21 protein-coding genes and 2 tRNA genes are annotated in these 21,175 nt (G+C 54.0%); 22 read left to right on the forward strand and 1 reads right to left on the reverse strand.

Annotated features, from left to right (window positions below):
• Positions 1-22: 22 nt before the first annotated feature.
• The 11 genes from CVU77_07800 (at position 23) to CVU77_07850 (ending at position 9,365) form a co-directional block, all read left to right on the forward strand.
• Positions 23-994 carry a hypothetical protein gene (locus CVU77_07800; protein ID PKN00917.1) on the forward strand — a complete coding sequence of 324 codons (972 nt, stop codon included), beginning with the start codon at positions 23-25 and terminating at the stop codon, positions 992-994.
• A gap of 17 nt (positions 995-1,011) precedes the next feature.
• The gene (locus CVU77_07805) at positions 1,012-1,902 is read left to right on the forward strand and encodes an MBL fold protein (GenBank protein PKN00918.1); all 891 of its coding nucleotides are present in this window, start codon (positions 1,012-1,014) and stop codon (positions 1,900-1,902) included.
• A gap of 22 nt (positions 1,903-1,924) precedes the next feature.
• On the forward strand, positions 1,925-2,857 hold the full coding sequence (locus CVU77_07810; GenBank protein PKN00919.1) for a hypothetical protein: 933 nt from the start codon (positions 1,925-1,927) through the stop codon (positions 2,855-2,857).
• A gap of 111 nt (positions 2,858-2,968) precedes the next feature.
• The gene (locus CVU77_07815; protein PKN00920.1) at positions 2,969-3,307 is read left to right on the forward strand and encodes a histidine triad nucleotide-binding protein; all 339 of its coding nucleotides are present in this window, start codon (positions 2,969-2,971) and stop codon (positions 3,305-3,307) included.
• A gap of 45 nt (positions 3,308-3,352) precedes the next feature.
• On the forward strand, positions 3,353-3,619 hold the full coding sequence (rpsU, locus tag CVU77_07820) for a 30S ribosomal protein S21 (GenBank protein ID PKN00921.1): 267 nt from the start codon (positions 3,353-3,355) through the stop codon (positions 3,617-3,619).
• A gap of 43 nt (positions 3,620-3,662) precedes the next feature.
• The gene (locus CVU77_07825; protein ID PKN00922.1) at positions 3,663-4,622 is read left to right on the forward strand and encodes an NGG1p interacting factor NIF3; all 960 of its coding nucleotides are present in this window, start codon (positions 3,663-3,665) and stop codon (positions 4,620-4,622) included.
• A gap of 56 nt (positions 4,623-4,678) precedes the next feature.
• Positions 4,679-6,520, forward strand: coding sequence for a DNA primase (gene dnaG, locus CVU77_07830; protein PKN00923.1), 1,842 nt, complete (start codon positions 4,679-4,681; stop codon positions 6,518-6,520).
• Between the two features lie 14 nt (positions 6,521-6,534).
• On the forward strand, positions 6,535-8,259 hold the full coding sequence (locus CVU77_07835) for a hypothetical protein (protein ID PKN00924.1): 1,725 nt from the start codon (positions 6,535-6,537) through the stop codon (positions 8,257-8,259).
• A 69-nt stretch (positions 8,260-8,328) separates the two neighbouring features.
• Positions 8,329-8,402, forward strand: a tRNA-Met gene (locus tag CVU77_07840).
• Between the two features lie 83 nt (positions 8,403-8,485).
• Positions 8,486-8,560 (forward strand) — tRNA-Val (locus CVU77_07845).
• Between the two features lie 55 nt (positions 8,561-8,615).
• On the forward strand, positions 8,616-9,365 hold the full coding sequence (locus tag CVU77_07850; protein PKN00925.1) for a hypothetical protein: 750 nt from the start codon (positions 8,616-8,618) through the stop codon (positions 9,363-9,365).
• A 21-nt stretch (positions 9,366-9,386) separates the two neighbouring features.
• Here the strand turns inward: CVU77_07850 and CVU77_07855 are convergent, their stop codons facing one another.
• On the reverse strand, positions 9,387-9,638 hold the full coding sequence (locus CVU77_07855) for a hypothetical protein (protein ID PKN00926.1): 252 nt from the start codon (positions 9,636-9,638) through the stop codon (positions 9,387-9,389).
• 215 nt (positions 9,639-9,853) lie between these two features.
• On the opposite strand from CVU77_07855, the gene CVU77_07860 reads away from it, so the two are divergent.
• The 11 genes from CVU77_07860 to murG all read left to right on the forward strand — a co-directional run bounded on the left by CVU77_07860 (position 9,854) and on the right by murG (position 21,120).
• Positions 9,854-10,174, forward strand: a complete 321-nt coding sequence (locus tag CVU77_07860) for a hypothetical protein (protein ID PKN00927.1) — start codon at positions 9,854-9,856, stop codon at positions 10,172-10,174.
• A gap of 135 nt (positions 10,175-10,309) precedes the next feature.
• A complete protein-coding gene (gene mraZ, locus CVU77_07865; protein PKN00928.1) occupies positions 10,310-10,735 on the forward strand; it encodes a division/cell wall cluster transcriptional repressor MraZ in 426 nt (141 codons plus the stop codon).
• Entirely contained in the window at positions 10,736-11,605 is an 870-nt protein-coding gene (locus CVU77_07870) for a 16S rRNA (cytosine(1402)-N(4))-methyltransferase (GenBank protein PKN00929.1), read from the forward strand. It begins immediately after the preceding gene.
• Between the two features lie 22 nt (positions 11,606-11,627).
• A complete protein-coding gene (locus CVU77_07875) occupies positions 11,628-11,882 on the forward strand; it encodes a hypothetical protein (GenBank protein ID PKN00930.1) in 255 nt (84 codons plus the stop codon).
• A complete protein-coding gene (locus CVU77_07880; GenBank protein ID PKN00931.1) occupies positions 11,879-13,540 on the forward strand; it encodes a hypothetical protein in 1,662 nt (553 codons plus the stop codon). Before CVU77_07875 ends, CVU77_07880 begins: the two co-directional genes overlap by 4 nt.
• Positions 13,537-15,030: a UDP-N-acetylmuramoyl-L-alanyl-D-glutamate--2,6-diaminopimelate ligase gene (locus CVU77_07885; GenBank protein PKN00932.1), complete on the forward strand. Its 1,494-nt coding sequence runs from the start codon at positions 13,537-13,539 to the stop codon at positions 15,028-15,030. The genes CVU77_07880 and CVU77_07885 overlap by 4 nt, the downstream gene beginning before the upstream one ends.
• The gene (locus CVU77_07890; protein ID PKN00933.1) at positions 15,027-16,448 is read left to right on the forward strand and encodes a hypothetical protein; all 1,422 of its coding nucleotides are present in this window, start codon (positions 15,027-15,029) and stop codon (positions 16,446-16,448) included. The genes CVU77_07885 and CVU77_07890 overlap by 4 nt, the downstream gene beginning before the upstream one ends.
• 18 nt (positions 16,449-16,466) lie before the next feature.
• Complete coding sequence (locus CVU77_07895) at positions 16,467-17,552, forward strand: phospho-N-acetylmuramoyl-pentapeptide-transferase (protein ID PKN00934.1); 1,086 nt, start codon at positions 16,467-16,469, stop codon at positions 17,550-17,552.
• Position 17,553: 1 nt separating this feature from the next.
• Entirely contained in the window at positions 17,554-18,882 is a 1,329-nt protein-coding gene (gene murD, locus CVU77_07900; protein ID PKN00935.1) for a UDP-N-acetylmuramoyl-L-alanine--D-glutamate ligase, read from the forward strand.
• A gap of 19 nt (positions 18,883-18,901) precedes the next feature.
• Complete coding sequence (gene ftsW / locus CVU77_07905; GenBank protein PKN00936.1) at positions 18,902-20,044, forward strand: putative lipid II flippase FtsW; 1,143 nt, start codon at positions 18,902-18,904, stop codon at positions 20,042-20,044.
• Positions 20,041-21,120, forward strand: coding sequence for an undecaprenyldiphospho-muramoylpentapeptide beta-N-acetylglucosaminyltransferase (murG, locus tag CVU77_07910; GenBank protein PKN00937.1), 1,080 nt, complete (start codon positions 20,041-20,043; stop codon positions 21,118-21,120). Before ftsW ends, murG begins: the two co-directional genes overlap by 4 nt.
• Positions 21,121-21,175: the final 55 nt, after the last annotated feature.

Below are 21,175 nucleotides of genomic sequence, written 5' to 3' on the forward strand. Positions count from 1 at the left end.
TAGTAAATAAAACGGATAGCATATGAGCAAATTGTGTCTTTCGAGCAGTGTTCCGACGGCGCCCCGCGGACGAGGATGGCTCCTGCGACGGATTGCCCTTGTCCTTGCCTTTACTATCCACTATCCACTCGCCACTAACCACTTACTATACGCCGCCGGTTCGTCCGCCGGAGAGTTTCTTAAAATAATTCCCGGCGTCCGCGCCGCGGGTATGGCCGGGACTTTTACCGCTCTTGCCGACGATAAAGCGGCATTGTATTACAACCCTGCCGGACTTTCGCAGCTTCGCTGGAACGAGGCGTCGCTGTCCTATAACAGGTGGATAATCGACACTTCTCTGACGTCGCTGACCTACGGGCACACATTCGGCGTCAACGGCTCGGCGGCCGTCGGGTTTACCTATTACGATTCGGGCGATATAGAAAAACGCGGCGACACCAAAGACGCCGAGGGCAGTTTCAGGCATACCGGATTGGCCGCCCGCGCCGCTTACGGCAATGAATTTTTTGAAGGCGTGTCGCTCGGCATGGCGGTAAAATACGCCGCGGAGACGCTCGACGGCGATTCCACCGGCGCCATCGGCTTCGACGCCGGAGTTCATTATAAGACCATTCTTGATTTCGGCGAAACATCTTTCGGCGCCGCCGCGCAGAACATCGGCTCCAAGATGTGGGAACAATATGATATGCCTTTGCTTATTCGCGCCGGCGTCGCGCTAAAACCATCGAAAGATTTTCTTACGCTGGCCGCCGAATACGTCGCGCCTCAGGCGGGGATACCGTATATGGGGGTGGGTATGGAAATCACCCCCGGCGATTTGTCGCTGCGCGCGGGTTATAGGGCCGGCGTCTCCGACGTGTCGGGTCTTTCGGCCATCACGCTGGGATTCGGTTACAGATATACGCAGGATTACGACTATCTGTTTAATTACGCCTTCTCGACGCAGGGCGACCTCGGCCTTATGCACAGGGTCGAAGTCGCAATGGCATTCTGATAAAAGGTCGTTGGCCGATGAAAAGACAAATAAAACATTATCGATATTCGGCGCTCATGCGCTTCTTATCCATTTTCGCGGCGCTGTCGCTGCGATGCGGCGCGGCCTTTGCCGACACATCGATACTGAAGGTTCATTTTCTCGACGTCGGACAGGGGGATTGCTCTCTCATTCAGACGCCCGGAGGAAAAACTCTGTTGGTGGACGGCGGGCCCGAAGACGACTACTTCGACGCCGGCCGCGAAATTATTGTTCCGTATCTTAAAAAACTCGGCATCAAAAAAATAGACGCGATATTTGTTTCGCACGCTCATCGCGATCATATAGGCGGCATTCCCGAAATAATAAAAAACTTCGAGGTAGGCGCTGTTTACGATACCGGCTACGCATATCCTTCGCCGATTTATGAAAAGCTCCTCCGGCAGATAAACGCCAATAAGATAACTTACATACAGGCGCGCGCCGACACCAAAGCGGTAATAGACCCGGACGTGGAAATAAAGATTCTGGCCCCCCCGAAGAAGCTTCCGTGGGACGATCCGAACAATAATTCCATGGTGGTACGGCTTTCGTACAAAGAAATCTCGTTTCTGTTTACCGGCGACATCGAGGCGGACGCCGAGGATTCTCTCGTCAGAATTTATCGCTACGGCCTGGAATCCAACATACTGAAAGTCGCGCACCACGGCTCCAAAACATCATCCGCCGATTATTTTCTGGAAGCGGTTAATCCCGAGGCCGCGGTCATACAAGTCGGACGCCGCAACCGTTTCCGGCATCCCAGCCCGTCTACCGTCAAAAAATTAAAAGATTTCGGGATGAACGTCTACCGGAACGACATCGACGGCACCGTCGTCGTCGATACCGACGGTCATGTCTTTGAAGTCAAAAAACTCGGGTTTCAGTAATCCTGCGGCACAATAAATATCCATGATTGTAAAAAAAACAGCACGATTGTCGGCTGCGCTTTTTTTTGCCGTTTTACTGACGGGCTGCGCAACCGCTCCGAAGCGCGCAACTCGCCTCTTTGTCGCGCCTGCCGATTACATATCGGGCGACACCGACATCAAAATACATATGATAGACGTCGGCCAGGGCGATTCCATCCTTATACAGACGCCCAACGGACGCAATATGCTCATAGACGCCGGAGGCGTGCCTTCGTTTATGGGCGGGAATACCGATACCGGCCGCGAATACGTCATTCCGTTTTTACAGCGGCATTTGCGCCGGGGATTTACTCTGGACGCGGTTATAATGTCGCACCCGCACGCGGACCATATAGGCGGTATGCCGACGGTGCTGGAGAATGTGAAAGTCCGCAAGGTATACGATTCCGGCTACGCCCGCGGCGACAGCGAATACGGAAAGTGTCTTGAAATTATCAAGCGCAAGAATATCGACTACGAGGTCGTCTCCGCCGGAGACGTCATAGAACTTGACCCCGACCTGGAAATAACCGTGCTTTCGCCGCCGTCGGGCATATCATTCGAGGGCGCTAACAACAATTCCGTGGTAGTGCGGATAAAATACAAGGATTTTGTGACGATATTGACGGGCGACGCCGAGGTCGAAGCCGAGAACTATATGGTCCCAAGTTTTCGCGGCGGACTTCAGGCCAGCTTGCTTAAGGTCGGTCATCACGGGTCGCGCACTTCTTCCACGCCGGGATTTATAAACGCGCTGATTCCGGAAGTAGCCCTGATACCATGCGGGAGAAACAACCGTTTCGGTCACCCTCATTCCGAAACCGTTTCGCGTCTGAGAGGGGCCGATACATATGTTTATCGCAGCGATTACGACGGCGATGTCACCGTTACTTCCAACGGATTCAGTTTCACCGTCCGGACTTCGCGCAGATAATCAAAAAAAAACCTTGAATTCGCGCGTGGATTTGTGTATAATCAATCCCTGTTGAGTTTCGCATAATCAGTTGACATTTTGTCTCTGCCGTAATCGGCGGTTTTACCCGCGATGGACTGTGTTTTCTGCAAAATAGCTTCGGGAGTATTGCCGTCATCCAAGGTCTACGAGGATGACAAAGTGTTCGCTTTCAGGGACATAACTCCTCAGGCGCCCGTGCATATACTGATAGTGCCGCGCCGACATATCGAGGGTCTTGATTCATTGAGCGATACCGACGCTGATGTCTCCGCCGCCATACTTGCGGCCGCAAAAAAAATTGCCGCCGCGGAGGGCCTTAAAAACGGATGGCGGCTGGTCTCAAATTGCGGTCCCGATGCCGGTCAGGCCGTGGCTCATCTTCATTTTCATCTTCTCGGAGGACGCAAGTTTTTGTGGCCCCCGGGTTAAAAATACAAGCAATAAATATACCAATGAAAGGTGGTGTTATCATTAATGGTTAACGTTGTCGTCCGTCAGGGCGAAACTATCGAAGAGGCGTTGCGCCGTTTCAAGCGCGAGTGCGAAAAGCACGGAGTTCTTCAGGAAATCAAAAGAAGAGAGTACTACAAACCTCCCAGCGTCGTCAAAAAAGAGAAAAATAACGAGATAAAAAGAAAGCTCCGCAGGAGAGCGTTCAAAGCGGCCAATCAGCGCAAGCGCCGCTTGCGCGTTGTGCGCCGGCCGGGCTCCCGCCCGCCGAGTCGTCCGTCGTCCAGATAATCGAGGGGAAAACTTCGTTTATTTCGTTAAAAAGGAAACTTGCATGGCTTCATTAAAAGAGATATACCGCGCCGCCGTGGACGCAGGCATAAAAGCCGACCCGCGCGGCGAGGAGTTTGTCCGGCGCGAGTTGGCGCGCGAAAAGGAAAAATTCGAGAAGCTTTCGGATATCGAAAAGTCCGAGTTCGACCGCGAAAAACTCGAAAATCCCTACTCCGACACCCGCATCCTCAACGATCCGTCCGGCGCCGGCATAAAAACCGCGCTGACGGGCATAGATATGGAAGCGCCGGAGATACTTCTGTTCGACGCGCTCAAAAGGAAAGGTCGCTCGATAGACGCCGTAATCGGGCATCATCCCGAAGGCCGCGCGTACGCCAGGTTCTACGAAGTCATGAAGATGCAGGCCGACATTTTTTCGGCTGCGGGCGTGCCTATAAATATAGTCGAAGGCCTTACCGCCGAAAGAATGTCGGAAGTCGCGCGCAGGGTGGCGCCCGCCAACCATGAGCGCGCCGTCGACGCCGCCAAGTTGATGGATGTGCCGTTTATGTGCGTCCACACTCCGGCCGACAATCACGTCGCCTCGCACCTTTCGCGGCTCTTCGCCGAGAAGAAGCCCGAATTCCTCGACGACGTAATCAAAATACTCAAGGACATCCCCGAATATAAAATAGCCGTGGAGGCCGGTTCGGGGCCATTTATACTTGTCGGCGAAAAATCCCGCCGCGCCGGACGCGTCATAGTGGATATGACGGGCGGCACCGAGGGCTCAAAGGACATATTCGATTCACTGGCCACATCGGGCGTCGGAACCGTCGTCGCCATGCATTTGAGCGAAGATCATTACAAAAAAGCCAAGGAAAACCGCGTAAACGTGGTTGTGGCCGGACATATATCCTCGGACAATCTGGGGCTTAATCTACTCTTCGACGCGCTTAAACTTCGCGGGATCGAGCTTGATACGGTTCCCTGCTCCGGTTTCCGTCGAGTCAACCGTTAATTTTTGTACTTAATGCAAGCGCCGGTTCGACACCGCGCGTCCGCCCCTTTTTTTGTATGGCCATCCCCTCAAAAACCATCGAAGACATAAAAGCGAAAGCCGATATAGTGGCCGTTATCGAGAAGTATCTGCCGGAGCTTAAAAAATCCGGACGCAACTATCGTGCGCGTTGTCCTTTCCATAACGAAAAAACCCCCTCGTTTTTCGTCAATCCCGACAAAGGGATGTACCATTGTTTCGGCTGCGGAGCCAATGGCGACGTGTTCAAGTTCGTGCAGGAATACGAAAAAATATCCTGGCCGGAGGCCGTGCGAAAAATTGCCGCCGACGTCGGCATATCCGTGCGCGACGAGTACGAAAACTCGGCCGCCGCCGCCGAAGACCGTCGTCTTTACGAGGCGCTCGAGCGCGCCGCGAGCCATTACAAAAAAACTCTTTTTGAAACGTACGCGGGCAAAAACGCGCTCGAATATCTTAAAGGCCGTTCGATTACCCTCGATACTATAGAACGTTTCGGCATAGGTTTTTCCCAGGGCGACGCCGTCCATGCGCTGGCCAAAGAGGGAATAACCGCCGAGCAGCTTGCAAAGGCGGGCCTGTCCCGCGACGGCGACGGAAGGACGTTCGAATACATGAGCGGGCGGCTGGTTTTTCCCATCAGAGACGCGCGCGGAAGAATAGTGGCTTTCGGAGGCCGTTCGCTGGACGATACCCGTCAGCCGAAATACCTCAACACTCCCGAAACGCGCATTTACATAAAGGGACGTCATCTGTACGGTTTTTTTGAGGGTTCCGAGCGCATAAAAAAATCAGCCGAGATAATAATTGTCGAAGGTTATGTCGACGTGGTTGCGTCGCACCAGTACGGCCTTCCTAACGCGGTTTCCTGTCTGGGCACCGCTTTTACGGAATACCACGCCGCGCTCGTCGGGCGTTTCGTAAAAAAAACGGCTCTGATATTCGATCCGGATAAAGCGGGACTTACCGCGGCTGTCCGCGCGGCGGAACATCTTATAAATACCGAGACGGAGTTTTACGTGGTCACTCTGCCCGATAAGACCGACCCTGACGAATATATAATTAAAAACGGAGCCAGGGAATTTGTCGACTACATCAGGCGCAGCAAAAAAAACTTTTTCGATTTTCACTGCGATTATCTTGCGGCCAAGCACGGCGCGGCTACGCCGCTTGAAAAACTCGCCTGTCTTAAAGAAATTTTCCCCAACGTGTCGCGCATAAAAAGCCCGCTGATCGCTCAGGAGACGCTCAAAATCGTCTCCCAGAAACTGGGAATTGACCTTAATATTGTGGCCGCCGAATACTCCATCGCGCTTAAAAAACTCGGCGGACATTCCGGCAATCGTTTTCAAACTTCGGAGCGGGTATATCCGTCGAGAGCGCCGTCGGAGCCCGCGCGGGCTCACGCCGCAAAAACTTCGTCAAGACCGCTTTCGGGCGAGGAGACGCTTATTTCGGTGCTCTTGCGCAGTCCCGAGCGTTCCGCCGATTTCAGTCAGGAGATGTTTCTGGAACAAGGGTGTCTGTCCGTCTGGAAAAAGATCCGCGAAGATTATACGCATCGCGGCAAAATCGACGCCGCGGCCATAGCCGCCTCTTTGCCCGACGACGCAAAGGAATGGTTCTCTTCTCTGGCCGTCCGCGAAATAAATCTTTCCGTGCACGAATGCGTCGAAAGAATCCACGGCGAAATGTCCGAGGCGCTGCTGCGCAAAAGATTGAAAGCGCTTGAGCCCGAGGTGCTCGCTTCGCTTGTCGGCGGTCGCCCAGATGCGGCCAAATGCGAGGAATACCAGTCGATACTGCGTCGTCTCAAAAATCCGCGCCCGCCGCGCGGCGCGGTCGAAAATGCCGCCGAGGTCAGCCCCGCCAGACGCTAAAAGGATAAAAATAAATGTCTAAAAAAATACTTAAAAACATAGTAGAGTACGCCAAATCGCAGGGTTCGCGGATAACTTACGAAGACCTGAATTCGCGCATACCGCCCGAATATTTTTCAAAGGATTTCTACGACAGTTTGCTCGATGTCCTTAAGTCGTCCGGTATAACCGTTGCCGACAAAAATGAGGAGCATCAAGGCGAGTCCCACGAAGCCGCCGTCGAGCATCATAAGGCCGAGCTGGCCAGCGCGATAGAAAAAGAGGCGCTGGAAAATCCCGTAAGAATTTACCTTCGTGAAACCGCCAAGACGCCTCTTCTGACATGGGAAGAAGAAATCGACCTTGCCCGCCGCATTCGCGATAACGAGAGAAAACTCGAGTTGATGATTCTCTCCTCGCCGATCATTTTCAAAGAAATCAAAAACTGGGCCACCCTTATCGACCAGGATGAAATGACCGAGAAAGAGCTTATGCAGCGCGGCCGCAAATCCGAGGGTCAGCTCGCCTATATGCGCCGCAAAATCCGCAAGGTCGTCAATTCCATCAACGCTTCGGAGCGTGTGCTCAATCGTCTGATAGAAGAGGCGGCGTCAAAAAATTTAAGCGTCCGCGCCAGAGAGAGCATAACGGCCCAAAAAGAGGCCGCCAAGCTTAAACTTCTCAATCAGATAATTTCGCTTAATCTCAACCAGAATAAAATAAAACGCCTGACCAATAAAATAAAAACTCTTGCCGAAAAGGGAATGGAGTTGAGACGGCATTTGGACGCGGTGGAGCGGCGCATAAAAATTAGTTTGTCTGATCTTAAAAATATATACGCCAAGTTGATGCGTCGCAAGATTTCGTCCCGCGATTTTGCGGCCAAGACGCATATCAGCTCCGCCCTGGCCGAAAAAACTTTAACCAATAACGCCGAATATATCGCGAGTTTCAAGGATTTCGAGTCGGCTCTGCCGATGCCGGTTGCGGATCTTTTCTATATGAAGGAACGCATAGAAGTTCTCGAAAAACAGATCCACGACGATAAATCCAAACTTATCAGCGCGAACCTCCGCCTGGTGGTGTCTATAGCCAAAAAATACATAAATCAAAGTCCTCTTGAACTCGCCGATCTTATACAAGAGGGAAACCACGGGCTTATGCGCGCCGTCGAAAAGTTTGAATGGAAAAGGGGATTTAAATTCTCGACATACGCCACATGGTGGATAAGACAGTCCATAAACAGGGCAATAGCCGATCACGGCCGCACAATACGCATACCCGTGCATAAAAAAGAGATGATTTCCAAGATTTCTAAAATTCGGCGGAAGTACCAGCAGGAACATGCCCGCGACCCGCTTATAGCCGAATACGCCAAACACCTGCATCTGGGCGCGGCGGAAACCCGCGAGATACTTTCGCTTATGCAGGAGCCCATATCCACCGCGACTCCCGTCGACGACGACGAATCGTCGCGTATAGAGGATCTCATCGAGGATCAGAACTCGCTTTCGCCTTCCAAGGCGCTTTATCAGATGCGTTTGCGCATAGCCATAGAAAAAATACTCTCCACCCTGCACGCCCGCGAAGCCGAAATCATCAGAATGAGATTCGGACTTGACGGGGGACATCAGCGCACACTTGAAGAAGTCGGTCAGGCGTTTAACATAACGAGAGAGCGTGTGCGCCAGATAGAAGCAAAGGTCCTGCGCAAACTCAAACATCCCTCCCGCAGCAAGCATCTCAGAGAGTATATTTAACCCTATCTCCTGCCCCCGCCTCTTTGACTGCCCCCGCCCCATTTTGCTACAATCTCCTTTCGAGTAATTGGGCCCGTAGCTCAGTTGGTTAGAGCAGACGACTCATAATCGTCGGGTCGTGGGTTCGAGTCCTACCGGGCCCAAACTTAATGCGGCAGAGTTGAACAGGCGGGGGTAAGGCGCAAAAAACCTTAACCGTCGTTTACTGCTGTCCGTTTTTCTCGTCGGACGGTTAGCTCAGCGGTAGAGCATTGCACTCACATTGCAAGGGCCGCAGGTTCAAATCCTGCACCGTCCACCAGATGTCTGCCCGCGCCGCTAAATTATGCGGCGTATAAAATAATGTCGCCAAAATAATGTCAATAGTATCGGACACACTTGCAAAATTGATTAAACTTCAGGCGCTGGATGCGGAAGCGGCGCGTCTGGCGTGCGCGCTTGAGGGTATCCCCGCGCGCAAGAAAAGTGTCGAAGACGCGCTGGCGGCGAGTAAAAGGGAATTCGACGAAAAACAAAATCTCGCGCGGCGTTTGCAACTCGATCTTAAAAACAAGAACGCCGAACTTGAGGCGGCCGAAGCCGCCGTGCAGAAACACACCGCCGAACTTAACACCGTAAAAAGTAACCAGGCGTATCGGGCGTTGCTCGACGAGATCGAGGAAGCCAAGAGGCGTTCGTCGGAAATAGAAGACGCCATACTCAAAATCCTCGATTCCGCAGACAGGGAAAACAAGGCGGCGCTCGCCGCTTCGGCCGTAATAAAAAAGATGGAAGCCGATGCCGCGTCCGAGTTATCCGGAATCGACGAGGAAACGCGCAAAATTGAGTCGGAGTCGTCCGGTTTGCGCGCTCAAAGAGAAGCCGCGGCGGCCGAAGTCGATCCGAGATTCTTGAGCATTTACACTCATATGCTATCGGCCAAAGGCGGAATGGCGATAGCTAAGCTTGAGGGCTCCGGTTGCGGCGGTTGTCATATGAAACTGTCCGTGCAGAACATAAACGAGCTTGAGCGCGTGTACAGCGCGGGTTCGCAGTCGGTCGAACTTGTTCGCTGCGAAAATTGTTCCAGAATACTTTACTCGGAAAAATATTCAAAGCGGAGTTGATGGTTTGATGTGCCCGTTCTTTTATAAATAACGGCTCGCCGCGCGTCGGCGTGTCGCCCCGTCCCGCTTTTCCCGCGATAAATCGCGGGAAAAGCGGGGCGGGGAGGAACTTCCGGACTCTCGTCCTTCCGCCTCGTTTATTCGGGGACGGGGGAACAGGTAGCGGGTAATTCCCGTCGTCCCGCCTTGGCGGGGCAGAGGTGCGAACAGAAACGGCACGCGGCGAAAGTCGCGGGCCGCCCCGGCGTCAAGACCCGGGGCGAGACGCTCCATAAGCGCGCGAACGCATTAATTTGTGTGCGCGCGGACAAAGAGCGGATGAAACGGCTAAATCCTTACCCGAGAGCAAGGCCGAACATGGTGGGCCGCTTGACCCCGCCGGTAACGACGGGGCTTAGAGTAATGACACGCGTTCCGCCGCAGTATGGCGGGATACGAAATCCGGAGTATAGACGCGCGGCAGGTCGTCAAATACAGGGGGCGGCAAAATGGATATCGCGGCTCTTATCAAGCATCGTATTTACACATACGCCGAGTTTGCCAGGTACATTTTCGGCAGAGTGACCGGCAGTCGCTCGGCCGACAGGGAAAATAATTACTGGGGATATATCGCCTCCCTGACCGAACATCGCCGCAAGAAGTGCCCCCACGCGTCTCTTCGGAAAATTTCTTCTACGAAATTTTTTTGCGAGAAATGCGGCGCCGAAGTCCGCTACATCCGCGAAGAACTCTCTATCGCGGCCGAAATTACGACGGTGCTTCTTGCCGCCGCGTTGGTTTACAAAATCCTCAAAAAACCCCGCTCGTAAAACAACCGACCCGCCTGAGTTTATTGACCCGCCGACACTTGACAAGGTCTCCGCTATTTTGTACACTTATCGGGAAACGGTGGATAAAAGTGGCGGAAAGTGTTGATTTTCCGCATCTTCCGCGGGAGTCCGTCGATGTATGTCGGCTATTTCCTTCACGCAGTAGACAAAAAAAATCGAATATTCATACCTTACCGCTTCCGCTCCGGAAAAAACAATTACGTCCTTTCGCGCGGTCTGGAAAAATGCCTTTGGCTTTTCGATTCTCCGCGCTGGTCGCAAATCCTCGATAAATTTGAAAATCTCTCCTGGCAGGACAAATCCAAACAGAGGGCTTTTAAAAGAACGCTTCTGGCCGGCGCCGTCGAGTGCGGTATGGACTCGCAGGGCCGTCTGATAATCCCATCGCATCTTATGGAGTACGCGGGCATCAGGAAAGAGTCGTCGGTAATCGGCATGGGCGACCGCATAGAGATATGGGACAGCGCCGTCTGGAAGAAATACTCCACGGGCTTCGGCGAAAAATCTTTTGCGGCGCTGGCTGAGAAACTGGATATATAGATGAAGCACATCCCGGTGCTCGTCGAAGAAATCGTGAATTTCCTGTCCCCCGTCACGGGCGGATTTTACGTAGACGCTACCCTGGGGACGGGCGGACACTCAAGAAGGATACTTGAATCCTGCCCCGACGCGCGGGTGACGGGAATGGACGTAGACCCGGCGGCGGTGGCGCTGGCCGTCGAGAATCTCAAAGATTTCGGCGGCAGATTTACCGCCGTGACCGACAATTACAGAAACATCGCCGCGGTTACGGAGCGATTCGGCAAAGCCGACGGCATACTGGCCGATCTGGGGATGTCGTCGCTGCAGCTCGACGACCCGTCGCGCGGGTTTTCGTTCGGCGCGGACGGCGTCCTCGATATGAGAATGTCGCCGCGGCTTCCGTTGACTGCCGCCGACGTCGTGAATAAATTCCCCGCCGACGAGCTTGAAAGAATATTCCGCGAGTACGGCGACGAAAGATACGCGCGACGGATAGCCGGTGCGGTCGCCTCGGAAAGAAAATCGCGCGCGTTTTGCGGCGCGGCGGATTTTGCGGCTTTTGTGGCTTCTAAGGCGCCGCGCGGCCGCGGGGGAATACATCCGGCCACGCGGGTTTTTCAGGCGCTCAGGATATACGTCAACTCGGAACTGGATAATCTCGACGCCCTGCTGGCGGCCGCTCCCGCCGCGCTCAAATCCGGAGGGCGTTTGGCGGTGATAAGTTTTCACTCGAAAGAGGACGGCGCCGTTAAAAGAGCTTTTAAGTCGATGGCGGCCGACGGAACCGCGCGTTTGCTGACCAAGAAGCCCGTGAGGCCGTCGGACGGTGAGATTGCGTCCAACCCGCGCAGTCGCTCGGCTAAGCTGAGAGTAATGGAAAAAATATGATATCTCGGGCGGTATTCTTTGAATGAAAGAAAAAGTAACAGGGCTGGCTTTGGTTTTTCTGTTTCTGGGCGTGATAGTTTGGCAAAGCGTCTCAGTCGACAGAAATCGTTATATCCTGCGGGAGTATTTCGCGCGCAGAGACGAGCTTTCCGCGATAAACCAAAAATATTTTTTGCGCCTTAAAAGCATTATGTCGTCGGAAGCGATGATGCGCTACGCCTCAGGAAAAAAATATCGCTTCGCCTCCGCGAGCGATATAATCATAGCGGAACAATGACAAAAAAGAGATTCGCCGGGATATTTATCGGAGTTTGCGCGGCATGGCTGCTCGTCGCCGCCCGTCTTTTTATGTTGCAGATTTGGTCTCCGCCCGACGGGTGCGATGGATTCGCTCCCAAAGAGACGGTCGAAAACGGCCCGCGCGGAACCATTTATGATCGCAACGGCGAGGTCCTTGTGATGAGTCGCAAGATGACAGGGCTTTTTATGGACGCCAAGCTTGTCGAAGAGTCCGGCGGCGTTTCCTCGCTTTACGAAAGAATCAGATCTGTTTCTTCGATGAGCAAAAGCGAACTTGCCCGCATGGCCGCCACAAAAAGAAGATACATACCGCTGGACATCGAGTTTCCCGCCGATGAAATCGCGGCGATAAGGTCCTTGAATATTCCGGGGATAGGCATGGAAGAGCGGGTGAGGCGGGTATATCCCGAGGGCGAACTCGCCAGAGAACTTCTGGGCATATGCGGCACACACGCTAAAACCGGCGCCGAGCTTGCCTTCGACGGCCAGTTGAGCGGCCACGCCGTGCGGGTAAGAAAGCAGCGCGACGGCGCGGGCAGAAGCATTCCCGAAGATTTTTATTTTGAAGAAGTATCCCGCGGCGCCGACGTTTATTTGACGATAGACAAAAACATACAGCATATAGCCGAGCGGGCCGCCGCGGAATCCATGGAAGCGACAGGGGCCGCGGGGGTCGTCATCATCGTGCAGAATCCTGTCGACGGGGAAATACTGGCGGCCGCCACCCGACGGAAAACGCCGTCGGCCAGAATATCTCCCATTGCCGAGGTGTTCGAGCCGGGCTCGACGTTCAAGATATTTACGTACGCGCTGGCTTTTGCCGAGGGCGCCATCAAGGATGACGAACTGATATTTTGTGAAAACGGAAAGTATAAAATTTATGACAAATACATCGGCGACCACGAAAAAAAGGGGACGTTGACCGTGCGCGAGGCCTTCGCTTTTTCGTCAAATATCGCCTGCGCAAAAATATCGCAGCGCATTTCCGTCGACAAAATCAGGACGTCCGTAAGAAATTTCGGTTTCGGCGCGCAATCGGGCATCAAGCTGCCCGGCGAAGAGAAAGGTCTTATGCCCCGTAAATGGGACCCGTTTACGACCGCGACGGTTTCATTCGGACAGGGTATCGGAGTTACGCCCATACAGCTTGCCAACGCATATTCGTCTATAGCAAACGGCGGATGGCTTCTGGAGCCCAGGATAGAAAAAAAAATTGTGTCGGCCGACGGGCGGCGCAGGGCGCAGGAAAGCGGCCGCACCGTCGTGCGGCGCGTTGCCGACGACAAAACAGTCGCGGCTCTTAAGGAAATGCTGGGAGATGTGGTCAGTTACGGCACGGGACAGCACAGCGCGGTGCCGGGTTACAACATAGGCGGCAAGACCGGCACGGCACAGAAAATCGACGTCGCCACGGGACGCTATTCTAAAAAACATTATGTGTCCTCTTTCTGCGGGATAGTGCCTCTGGAAGATCCGCGGCTTACTGTTTTTGTAATGGTAGATTCGCCGGCCAAGGGCGATTACTGGGGTTCCACCGTCGCGGCGCCGGTATTCGCCAGAGTGGCGGGCGCCGCCGCCGCGTATATGAGGATACCGCCGTCGCCTTCCGGCGCGAAGCTGGCTTCGATCAAATGAAACTTTCAGAACTGCTTGCAAATATCCCCGGAATAAACGCGGAACATAACAATATCCCCGATGTGGAGATATCGGGCGTCCGCACGGATTCAAGAAAGACGCGCCGCGGCGATCTTTTTGTGGCGCTCGATGGAGCCCGCGCGAAGGGCGCGGATTTTGCGTCCGCGGCGTTTGCCGCCGGAGCCGTCGCGGCCCTCGTTCCCGCGACGAGCGGTCTTGCCCCCGAAGGCAAAATAATAACGGCCGCCGACATCAACGCCGCCGTCGCCGCGATAACTTCGCGGTTTTTCGGAAATCCTTCCGCGAAAATGCAAGTGATAGGCGTGACGGGCACCAACGGCAAAACCACTTTCACTTATCTTATGGAAGCGATATCTTCCCGCGTCAAAAAAACAGGCGTTATAGGCACAATAAATTATCGCTACGGCGGAAAAATTTTCCCGGCGCCCAACACGACGCCGTTTGCCGGCGATCTTGCCGAACTTTTGGCGAATATGAAGTCGCGCGGGGTCAAGACCGTCGTTATGGAGGTGTCGAGCCATTCGCTTTCGCAGCGCCGCGTCGACGGTGTGGAGTTCGACTGCGCCGTGTTCACCAATCTCACGCAGGATCATCTGGACTATCACGGAGATATGCAGAGTTATTTTGAAGCCAAGAAGCGCCTGTTCGCGGACTTGATGGCCAAGAGTCCGAAAAAGAATAAAACCTGCGTGGTCAATATCGACGATGAATGGGGGGGGAAACTCGCGCAGTCGATTGCTTCCATCGAGGGCGGCGCGCGGATTGTGACTTGTTCCGCGCAAGGTTCCGCCGACGCGCGGATGTCTGACTTGCGTATGAGCCCGCGAGGCGCCGCTTTTACGTGCGAGATATCGGGGCTCAAACATAAATTCGAGACGCAATTGATAGGGAGATATAATATTTCCAACGCTTTTCTGGCGGCGGTCGCGGCGCTGTCCTGCGGGTTTTCCGCGTCCGACGTCAAAAAGGGCATATCAGCCCTGAAGCGCATTCCCGGACGTCTGGAAACTATTCATGCCAGAAAAGGTTTTACAGTCGTCATAGATTACGCGCACACTCCCGACGCCTTATCCAAAGTGATAGGCACTCTGCGGGATCTTCGACCCGGCCGTCTGATAACCGTTTTCGGATGCGGCGGCGACCGCGACAGAACCAAGCGTCCCATGATGGGCGCCGCCGCCGCGGAGGGCAGCGACTTAGTCGTGGTGACGTCGGATAATCCCCGCACGGAGGATCCGCATAAAATAATTCTGGATATCGAGATAGGCATAAAAAAAACCGGCGCTTCAAATTACAGCATAATAATGGACAGAAAAGAGGCCATCGGCTATGCCATAGGAGCCGCCCGTCCGCGGGATATTGTGCTTCTTGCGGGCAAGGGCCACGAAACCTGCCAGATAATAGGCGAAGAAAAAATACCGTTCAGCGATTATGACGTCGCCGTCGAGGCAATTAAAAACCGCGCATGAATACGACTCGTCTGATGGATTTCGTCAAAATTGTCGGAGGCGTGTTTATCAGCGGCGACCCGCACGAGTGCTTCCGCTCGGTTTCCGTGGATACGCGCACTCTGGCCGCCGGCGATTGTTATTTCGCGCTGGTCGGCCCGGTTCACGACGGACACGATTTTATAAAAGAGGCGGTTTCAAAAAACGCCGGAGTAATAGTGTTTTCCCGCGGCGATATAACCCTCTCCGAAAACAAAATATCCCTGGGCATCCCCGCGCTTATAAAAGTTGACGACACTCTTAAGGCGCTCGGAGATTACGCGGCGGCTTCCAGACGGGAGTTTGACGCGCGAGTGGCTGTCGTAGCCGGTTCCAACGGCAAGACGACGGTAAAAAATATGCTTTCAGACATTCTGACTCTCGAAGGCAATACTCATAAGAGTCCTTCTAATTACAATAATCTGGTGGGATTGCCGTTATCTATACTGGGCGCGTCCGGCGACGAAAAATTTGTCGTGCTTGAGGCGGGCATATCGGTGCGCGGAGAGATGGAGCGGCTGGGAAAAATCGCCTCTCCGGACGTCGCGATTTTAACAAACATAGGGGCCGAGCATCTTGCCGGTTTCGGCGATATGGAAGGAGTTCTGCGGGAAGAGACCAAACTGCTCGATTCGCTGCGGCCGGGAGGCGTGGCCGCGCTTAACATCGACGACGAACGCCTGTCGGGCGTTTCGCGCACACTGAAAAAATCGGTTATACGTTATTCGGTTCGTTCAATGCCCGGCGCCGACATTTCGGCGGCGTCGGTGACCGTCTCTCCGGACGGTGTGGAATTTATAATGGATTATGCCGGCGAGGCGCTGGATATAAATCTTCGAGTCAACGGGGTTTTCAATGTTTCAAACGCTCTTGCCGCCGCCTCCGCGGCCAAGGCCTTCGGGGCGCCGGCCGAAAAAGTTAAAGCGGGTCTTGACGGCTTTGCTCCGGTGGCGGGCAGGATGCAGAAGTTGAAACTGCCGAACGGCGGAGTCATAATAAATGACGCGTATAACGCAAACCCGGATTCTATGAGGGCGGCTCTTGCGGCTTTCTGCGAGGCATATCCCCAGTGTTCAAAAATTTTCGTGCTCGGCGATATGCTTGAAACCGGCGCGGCCGAAACCAAAGAACACGAAGCGCTCGCCGACTTCATAATGACGCTGCCCTTCGACGAGGTGTTGCTTGTCGGAGAAAGAATGCGCCATGCGCTGCGACGCATGAAAACTCTGCATCCTCCGGCGCCCGTACGCCATTTTGCTTCCGTGCGCGAATTATCGGAAGAATTGCGCGACCCCAAATACACGTCCGGCTCTTCGGCCGTGTTTTTTAAAGCGTCGCATTCAATCGGACTTTCTGAGCCGGCAACGCAGTTATATGCGGATCATTCCCGCGAAATATAGGTATTCAAGGAGCCGCGGATGCTTTATCATTTACTGTTCGGTTTAAGGAACATCTTTTCGCCGCTTAATATTTTCCAGTATATAACCTTCCGTGCTTTCGGCGCCATATTTACGTCTTTCATCCTGACGATTATTCTGACCAATCTTATGGTCGCGTATATGAAGCGCCGCATGATTACGCAGCCGATAAGAGACGACGGTCCCGCCACGCATCACGCCAAGCAAGGCACCCCGACAATGGGCGGAATAGCCATACTTGTTTCCATGGCGGTTACTACCGCGCTTTGGGCGCGACTTGATAACAGGTTCATACTCTGGCTTCTTGGCGGTGTTATATTTTTGGGGATGCTGGGCTTTGCCGACGACTATCTTAAACACGTCAAGAAAAATTCGCGGGGACTGTCCGCGTCAAAAAAACTTGCAGGGCAGATTGTTCTGGCCGTATCCGTGGCGCTCTACCTGAGGCAATATCCGGCGGCGGCGGCTTTTGCCGACACCATCAACATTCCGTATCTTAAAGACGCCTACATAGGCCTCGGCGCGCTTTATGCGGCGTTTGTCGTATTCGTCATTCTCGGCGCGTCCAACGGCGTAAACTTTACCGACGGGCTCGACGGTCTGGCCATAGGCAATCTTGTGGTGGCGGCTTTCACTTTTTCGATTTTCGCTTATCTGGCCGGCAATGTGCGTTTTGCGCAGTATCTTAAAATAATTTATGTGCCGGGAGCGGGCGAAATAACGGTTTATCTGGCGGCTATGCTCGGCACCGGTCTGGGTTTTTTATGGTACAACACGCATCCCGCGCAGATATTCATGGGCGATACCGGTTCGCTTTTTCTTGGCGGCGGATTGGGCATGGTGGCGGTTTTCATAAAACAGGAACTGCTTCTGGTTATTATCGGAGGTGTTTTCGTGGCCGAAGTTTTATCCGTGATACTGCAGGTGCAGTATTTTAAAAGAACGGGCAAAAGAATTTTCCGCATGGCGCCGCTGCACCATCATTATGAACTCGGCGGGTTATCCGAACCCAAAATAACCGTAAGATTCATAATAATTTCGATAGTGCTTTCTCTGGTGGCGCTCGCTTCGTTAAAATTGCGTTGATATGAAAATAGGAATAATGGGTTTCGGCTTAACCGGAGCGGCGGTTGCGCAATTCGCTCTGGATTCCGGATGCGATGTTTTCGTGTCCGAATCGCGGGCTTCCTCGCCGCTTGCTCTTGATCCGTCGCTGCGCCGAAAAAAAACTTTCGGCGCGGAATTCGGCGGGCATACCGCCAAGCTTCTTGACGCCGATCTGATAGTCAAAAGTCCCGGCATCCGTTCCGACGAGAAAATTCTTCTGTCGGCCGCAAAAAAGGGAATTCCGGTCACGGGGGAACTTGATTTCGTGTTCGCGCGGATTCCCCGTCCCGCAAAAGTAGTGGCTATAACCGGCACCAACGGCAAGACCACGGTCACGGCGCTTGCGGGCGCGATACTCAAAAAGAAATTTCCGAGAGTATTCGTTTGCGGCAATATAGGGCTGCCTCTTGCGGCGGTGGCAAAAAAAATCGGTCCGAGGGACGCGCTTGTTCTTGAGGTTTCAAGCTATCAGCTCGAGGATGCCCGGTTTTTTCGTCCGGATGTGTCCGTGATACTCAATGTGACTCCCGATCACCTGGAACATCACGGCAATATGAGCGCGTACGCGGCCGCAAAGAGCAGAATATTTTTGAATCAGCGTCCTGATGACCGCTGCGTACTCAACTTTGACGACAAAATCTGCCGTCATCTTGCGGCCAAGGCGCCGTGCAAAAAAGTATTTTTCAGCGTTCGCCGCAAACTTTCCCGCGGGGCTTATTATGACGACGGTGTGTTTAATCTGAATCTGTCGGGCCGCGCGGAAAAAATAAAACTGAATCTGGCGATTCCGGGCGAGCACAACATATCCAACGCTCTGGCGGCTTTCGCCGCGTGTCGTTTGGCCGGCGCCGGTGTGGCTCAGATAAAATCCGCCGGCTCGAAATTCAATGGCGTGGAACATCGCATAGAGTCCGTCGCGGTAAAAAAAGGAGTCGGATATATCAACGATTCCAAGGCCACCAATGTATCTTCCGTCGAAGTGGCGCTCAAAGCGCTGCCCGTCGGCATTTGGCTGATTATGGGCGGACGCGATAAGGGATCGCCTTACGCGCCGCTGCTGCCGCTCATACGGAAAAAAGTAAAGGGTATATTTCTGATAGGAGAGGCCGCCGTCAGGATAGGCGCCGAGCTTCGCGGTTCCGCCGCGGTATATTTCAGCGGAGATTTGAAAACGGCCGTTTCGTCGGCCGCTAAAAAGGCGCAAGCCGGCGATATCGTTTTACTGTCGCCCGCGTGTTCGTCGTACGACCAGTTCGAAAATTTCGAGCGTCGCGGAGAGGCCTTCAAAAAAATCGTGGGGGCTCTCTGATTCCGGGCGTTTCGGTTTGATGAAGATATTTATTATGAATAAAATCCAGCGCACCGACACAAAACTGCTTCTGGCCGTGACGGCTCTGGCGCTTTTCGGGGCTGTGATGGTGCTATCGGCCAGTATGCTTCTGGCGTTTAAGCGCTTCAACGCGCCTTACAGTTTTTTCTTCAAACATCTTATGTGGATGACCGTCGGTTTCGGATGTCTCTGGTCGGCGGTGCACATAAAAACGGCTTTCGTCAGAAAATACGCCCGATGGTTTTACATCGGCATGACGGCCATGCTGGGCGGAGTTTTGCTTTTCGGCCGCGAAATAAACGGGGCAAAGCGATGGTTTGATCTTGGTTTTACGACCTTTCAGCCGTCGGAAGCCATGAAAGTGGCTATGATAATATTTCTGGCCGATTACCTTGACAGAAAAAAAAGCCGTCTTAAAACACCCGCCGGTTTCGCGCAGCTGGCGGCGCTTGTGGCAGTGCCGCTCGGTCTTATACTCGTGCAGCCCGACCTCGGCGGCGCGATAGTAATCGTCTGCGTGGCGCTGGCGATGTTTTTTCTGGCCGGCGTCAAATTGCGATATCTTGCCGCGGCGGGTTTGATTTGCGTCGCGATAGGCGCTTCGGCGATAGCCGTTACGCCTTACCGTCTCGCCAGGGTCAAAAACTTCGCCGCGACGGCCTTGTCGCCGTCGCGTGGATCCAAAACTCCGAGCGGCCCCGCCGAAGTCGAAAGTCAGCAGGGCGCCGCTCTTGCCGCGCTTGCCCGCGGCGGATGGCTTGGCGCCGGGCCGGGCTCGAGCCGTCTGAAAGTGTTCTATCTGCCGGAGCCGCACACGGATTTCGTTTTCGCGGTAATAGGCGAAGAGTTCGGCTATCTGGGCGCCATAGTCGTAATAGGTCTGTTTTTTGCGGTTTTTGCGCGAGGTCTGAGGGCCGCTTCCCTGAGCAACGATATGTTTGTGTCGCTGGCGTCGGCCGGCATAACGATCTATTTTACCGTGCAGGCGCTGTTTCACATAAGCGTCAGCTGCGGGCTTCTGCCGACAAAAGGTCTGACTCTTCCGTTTATATCCTTCGGCGGGAGTTCGCTGGTCGTAACGCTCGCCGCCGCGGGTATGCTGCTTAATTTTTCGTCGGGAAAGGGAGAACGCGCGCGATGAAAAACATAAAGGTTCTTATAGCCGCCGGCGGCACGGGCGGACATCTTTATCCGGGGATAGCTTTGGCCTCGGAGTTGATTTCACGCGGATGCGAAGTTTCGTTTGCCGTAAAAAATGACGATCTCGGCAAGGATATACTTTCCGAGCTTAAAATAGATTACGATTGCGTCGTCGCCCATCCTTTTCCGCGCCGCTCGCCGTCGGCGCTGGCGGTTTTTGCCGCAGTCAACTTAGCCGGTATAATCTCGGCGGTACGGCTGCTTAGGCGCCGCCGTCCGTCCGTGGTGGCGGGAATGGGCGCTTACGTCTCTTTTCCGGTTATCGCGGCCGCGCGTTTGTCGGGCATACCGACGATCATACACGAGCAAAACTCCGTGCCGGGCCTCGCCAATAAAGCGCTGTCGTATATCGCGGACAAAATAGCGATCAGTTTTCCGTCGTCGGAGGTTTTCTTCAAAAAAGCCAAAACGGTCGTGACCGGGAATCCCGTTCGCGGGGCCATATCCTCGGCGGAAAGAAACCTTCGCAAATTCGATCTCGAAGACGGCAAGCGCGCGATTCTTATTTTCGGCGGAAGCCAGGGCGCCTCCGCAATAAATTCCGCGGCCATCGGAGCGTTGCGGCATCTCGAAGAGTTTAAGTCGAGAATACAGTTTCTGCATCTTACCGGCGAAGCCGATTATTTCCGTGTAAAAGAGGCCTACGCCGCTTCCGGATTCCGCGCGGCGGTGTACCCGTATCTCAGGGAAATGGGAACCGTGTACGCATCCTCGGACATTGCCGTGTGCCGAGCAGGAGCCACCACCATAGCCGAACTGGCCGCCACGGGACTTCCGGCGATACTGGTTCCGTATAAACGCGCAACGGCGGATCATCAGACGAAAAACGCTCAAGCCCACATCGCCGCCGGATACGCGGCCGAAATCATCTCCGAAGACGACCTGAATCCCGGGATACTCGCCAAGAAACTGAGCGAATCCGCGCTTAATCCCGTCGGAAGGCGCCGCGCCGCTCCGCACGGATCGGCGGCGTCCGACCTCGCCGCAGTCGTACTGTCGCTGGCCGCCTCCCGCTGAAAATAGCGTTCAAACATGCAATAATTCCGACGCTTTTTTTACGGAATCCCGGGCA

The sequence above is a fragment of the Elusimicrobia bacterium HGW-Elusimicrobia-1 genome (assembly GCA_002841695.1).
Taxonomy (GTDB): domain Bacteria; phylum Elusimicrobiota; class Endomicrobiia; order PHAN01; family PHAN01; genus PHAN01.

Coding starts and splice junctions, on each gene's coding strand:
- murD (PKN00935.1), top strand. CDS start 17,554: ATGAAAATAGGAATAATGGGTTTCGGCTTAACCGGAGCGGCGGTTGCG.
- rpsU (PKN00921.1), top strand. CDS start 3,353: ATGGTTAACGTTGTCGTCCGTCAGGGCGAAACTATCGAAGAGGCGTTG.
- CVU77_07890 (PKN00933.1), top strand. CDS start 15,027: ATGAATACGACTCGTCTGATGGATTTCGTCAAAATTGTCGGAGGCGTG.
- CVU77_07880 (PKN00931.1), top strand. CDS start 11,879: ATGACAAAAAAGAGATTCGCCGGGATATTTATCGGAGTTTGCGCGGCA.
- CVU77_07815 (PKN00920.1), top strand. CDS start 2,969: ATGGACTGTGTTTTCTGCAAAATAGCTTCGGGAGTATTGCCGTCATCC.
- dnaG (PKN00923.1), top strand. CDS start 4,679: ATGGCCATCCCCTCAAAAACCATCGAAGACATAAAAGCGAAAGCCGAT.
- CVU77_07885 (PKN00932.1), top strand. CDS start 13,537: ATGAAACTTTCAGAACTGCTTGCAAATATCCCCGGAATAAACGCGGAA.
- mraZ (PKN00928.1), top strand. CDS start 10,310: ATGTATGTCGGCTATTTCCTTCACGCAGTAGACAAAAAAAATCGAATA.
- CVU77_07825 (PKN00922.1), top strand. CDS start 3,663: ATGGCTTCATTAAAAGAGATATACCGCGCCGCCGTGGACGCAGGCATA.
- CVU77_07875 (PKN00930.1), top strand. CDS start 11,628: ATGAAAGAAAAAGTAACAGGGCTGGCTTTGGTTTTTCTGTTTCTGGGC.
- CVU77_07855 (PKN00926.1), bottom strand. CDS start 9,638: ATGGAGCGTCTCGCCCCGGGTCTTGACGCCGGGGCGGCCCGCGACTTT.
- CVU77_07870 (PKN00929.1), top strand. CDS start 10,736: ATGAAGCACATCCCGGTGCTCGTCGAAGAAATCGTGAATTTCCTGTCC.
- CVU77_07860 (PKN00927.1), top strand. CDS start 9,854: ATGGATATCGCGGCTCTTATCAAGCATCGTATTTACACATACGCCGAG.
- CVU77_07810 (PKN00919.1), top strand. CDS start 1,925: ATGATTGTAAAAAAAACAGCACGATTGTCGGCTGCGCTTTTTTTTGCC.
- CVU77_07895 (PKN00934.1), top strand. CDS start 16,467: ATGCTTTATCATTTACTGTTCGGTTTAAGGAACATCTTTTCGCCGCTT.
- murG (PKN00937.1), top strand. CDS start 20,041: ATGAAAAACATAAAGGTTCTTATAGCCGCCGGCGGCACGGGCGGACAT.
- CVU77_07835 (PKN00924.1), top strand. CDS start 6,535: ATGTCTAAAAAAATACTTAAAAACATAGTAGAGTACGCCAAATCGCAG.
- CVU77_07800 (PKN00917.1), top strand. CDS start 23: ATGAGCAAATTGTGTCTTTCGAGCAGTGTTCCGACGGCGCCCCGCGGA.
- CVU77_07805 (PKN00918.1), top strand. CDS start 1,012: ATGAAAAGACAAATAAAACATTATCGATATTCGGCGCTCATGCGCTTC.
- CVU77_07850 (PKN00925.1), top strand. CDS start 8,616: ATGTCAATAGTATCGGACACACTTGCAAAATTGATTAAACTTCAGGCG.
- ftsW (PKN00936.1), top strand. CDS start 18,902: ATGAAGATATTTATTATGAATAAAATCCAGCGCACCGACACAAAACTG.